The organism is Burkholderia sp. ZZQ-2 (assembly GCF_050768715.1).
In the GTDB taxonomy this organism is placed as follows: Bacteria; Pseudomonadota; Gammaproteobacteria; order Burkholderiales; family Burkholderiaceae; genus Burkholderia; species Burkholderia cepacia.
Genome location: NZ_LDVA01000080.1, coordinates 1 through 3,328, shown reverse-complemented (window position 1 = coordinate 3,328; position 3,328 = coordinate 1). Strand labels below are relative to the sequence as shown.

At 67.2% G+C, this 3,328-nt stretch carries 2 protein-coding genes; both read right to left on the bottom strand.

Annotated features, from left to right (window positions below):
• Window positions 1–91 precede the first annotated feature (91 nt).
• Window positions 92–1,186 carry a triacylglycerol lipase gene (locus ABY44_RS03660; protein ID WP_060173146.1) on the bottom strand — a complete coding sequence of 365 codons (1,095 nt, stop codon included), beginning with the start codon at window positions 1,184–1,186 and terminating at the stop codon, window positions 92–94.
• A gap of 228 nt (window positions 1,187–1,414) precedes the next feature.
• Window positions 1,415–3,328, bottom strand: a 1,914-nt coding sequence (locus ABY44_RS03655) for a TonB-dependent copper receptor (protein ID WP_431640871.1), incomplete at its 5' end; no start/stop codon positions are given.

Here is a 3,328-nt window from a genome sequence, read left to right as displayed (position 1 = left end):
TCGCCACGCCGGCAATCACCGCCAGCCCCACGGCACCATAGACCACGGCGCGGCGCGCCAGCGGCGCGCGTCCTCCTCGTGCCGTCATCGATTACACGCCCGCCAGCTTCAGCCGGTTCGCATGCGTGCGGATCACCGCGACCGGATCTTCCGCATACGCGCCGCGCACGCCGAGCAGCTGGTTGATCTCGTCGAGGTGGTTCCACTTGTAGTTCGTGCTCAGCACCTTGCCGTACAGCGCACTGCACTTCGACACGAGCCCGTCGTTCTGCCCGGAGCCGCGGTTGATCATCACCGTGCCGGTGCCGAACAGCGCAAGCGTCGACAGGTCAAGCACGTTCGCCGGATCGACGAGCGGAAGGGTGCTCGTGTCCGTCGCGCCCGTGACGCCGAACACGGAGAGCGTCGGCTGGATCGCCGTGCCGGCCCACGAATACAGCAGGTGCGTGTTGCCGCCGACGGTTTCGGTCGGCGCACCGGTCTGGCAACTGCCCGGCGCACCCAGGCCCGCGCTCGGATAGTTCTGGTTGTAGGTGGCGGCCCGTGCGGTGGTCAGCGTCTGCAGTGCGGCGAGCGCGTCCTGGTTGGTGTTGTGGCTGCTGCTCGTCAGGATCCCGAACACATTGACGAACGCGGCGATCACCGATGACGAAAGCCCGGTCGGATCGTACGCGAGCACGTTCTGCACGAAGTCGGCGAATTCGGAGCCGCGATGCGGCGTGCCGATCGTCGTCACCGACGCAACGAGATCGGGCGCGACGGCAGCAACATAGCGCGACGAGAGGCCGCCCTGGCTGTGACCGACGAGATTCACCTTGGTCGCACCCGTCGCCGCGAGCACCGTCTTCACGTAAGCGAGCAACTGTTCACCGCGCCCGTTCGGGCCGTCGTCGCTCTGGAAACCCGACAGGTTCGCGACGTAGACGGTCGCACCGTTCTGTTGCAGGTCCTCCTGGATGCCGTACCAATACTCGAGCACGCCGGCGTACTTGTCGGTACCCGAGAGCCCGTGCACGAGGATGATCGGGTAACGCGTCGCCGCGTAGCCAGCGGCGGGCGCGGTCGCCGCCATTGCCGCGTGCGTCGTCGCGAGCGTCATCACCGCGGTCGCCCCCGCGAACGGCGCGATGCTCATCGCGCATGCCACTGCCCCTGCCACCACCCTGGAACGCATCGTCCTGGCCATGCATGTTCTCCTGATTATTGTGCTGCCGGTGCGAATGAAGCCGGATCGACACACACCCTGCATCGCGAACGTCGCGCGCACCGTGTGCGTCGAATGCGGGAGTGAATCACGACTCGCGAACGTTTGCGCCCTGACTAGACACGGTTCTCTAATCGGTTGACGCGCCCCGCCCGTTCAGGCGGGGCCGCGTTCATGCGTGCGCATGCTGCAACGCACATGCGCGACGCGTTACAGCTTCGCGCTCACGCGCACCCAGGCGGTCCGGCCCGGCTCCATCACCGGCGAGTTCGCCGGATAGCCGAAGCCCGCGTTGCCGGCGAGGTTCAGGTGTTCGGTATAGGCCTTGTTCAGCACGTTGTCGACGCCCACCGATACCTGCACGGTCTTGCTCACGTTGTACTGCGTATGCAGCGAGAGCACGCCGAATCCGGCGCTCGGGCCGAAGTCCTTGCCGACCACGTTGCCCTCGTTCAGTGCATATCGATGCTGCGGCGCAACGATGCGCCACAGGCCCCCTGCCGACCACGCACCACGCGTGTATTCGAGCCCGATGCGTGCCTCGAGCGGCGGCATCTGCGGCAGCGGATCGCCGCTTGCCACGTTGCGCCCCCACGCATACGCGAGCGACGTCTCGACGCGCAGCGGCGCAACCGGCCGCCACGACACGCCCGCCTCGCCGCCCATGATCTGCGCATTGACGTTGGTCGCCTGCGTGGTCGGGCCCATCATGCCGGCCGAGTAGTTGAACAGGATGAAGTCCTGCACGTAGCCCGCGTAGGCCGACACCCATGCATCGAGCCGGTCGCTCTTGTATTGCGCGCCGATGTCGAGCTGCGTGGTCTTCTCCGGCTGCACCGCCGAAAACGCGTTGACCGAACCGGCCGGCCCGCGCTTCGCGGAGAACAGCTCCCAGTAATCGGGATAACGCTCCGTATGGCCGATCCCCGCGTACCACGTGACGGGCAGCGACGCGAGATCGCGTTCGTAGCGGATGAAGCCGCTCGGCAGCACGCGCGTGCGATCGTCGTCGAAGGTCGGATTCGGCTTGCTCTTCATCATGCCGCTCGTCGTCGCGCGCTTGTCGCGTGCGCTCGCATAGTCGACGCGCACGCCGCCGATCACGCGCGACACTTCGCTCGCGTACCACGTCAGTTCGCCGAACACGCCCGCGTTCCACATCGTCGCCTGCGCATCCCACGGCTGGTCGCCGTAGTTCTGCCGCCCCATCGCCGAGCGCGAGTCGAGCCGGTTCGATTGCGCATCCACGCCCGTCACGAGCTTGAAGTCGCCGGCGAAACGGAACGTCGCGGCTGCGCGCGCGCCGACCGTGCGACGCCGCACTTCCGACGCCATCCGCATCGGCATGCTGCTGGTCGGGTCGGGTTGCCGCAACGTGTAGTTGTCCATCACGTGATCGGCTTCGTTGTAGTACACGCGCGCCTCGATCCGGTCGAGCACGTCGCCGATATGCTTCTTGTCGAACGACAGGCCGAACGTCTCGCGGCGGAAATGCGCGCCGTCCATTCCGCGCCCCGCGTAGCGCGCATAGCCGTCGCCGGTGCCAGCGGTCAGCTCGACGCGCGTGTGGTCGTCCGGTGTCCAGCCGAGCGCCGCATCGGCGTTCCATTTGTCCCACTGCGACGGCACGGTGTTGCCGTTGCCGTCCTTGTAGTCCTGCGAATGCGCGTGGTTCGCGGTCACGCGGCCATAGACGTCCGGCGTGCCGGCCGTCACGTCGATGTTCTGGTCGTTGCGGCCGAACGACCCGCCGACCAGGCTGCCCTCGAAGCGCATGCCGGGCTTGTCGAATCGCGGGGTCACGCGCTCGAACAGCACGGTGCCGGCCGATGCGCCGGGGCCGTACAGCACGGTCTGCGGCCCCTTCAGGACGGTGACCTTGTCATAGCTTTCCGGTGCGATATACGACGTCGGCGCATCCATCCGGCCCGGGCATGCGCCGAGCGTCGACATCCCGTTCGCCAGGATGTTCAGCCGCGAGCCGAACATCCCGCGCAGCACGAGGTCGCCGTTGGTGCCGCCGCTGCGGATCGACGTGAAGCCGGGGATCGTCTTCAGGTAATCCGCGCCGTCGCTGGCGGGCAGCGGCTGGCGCGGGGTCTTCGGATCCGTGACGACGACGAG

Excerpts from the sequence above, each read along its gene's own strand:
- ABY44_RS03660 (WP_060173146.1), bottom strand. The coding sequence starts at position 1,186 with ATGGCCAGGACGATGCGTTCCAGGGTGGTGGCAGGGGCAGTGGCATGC.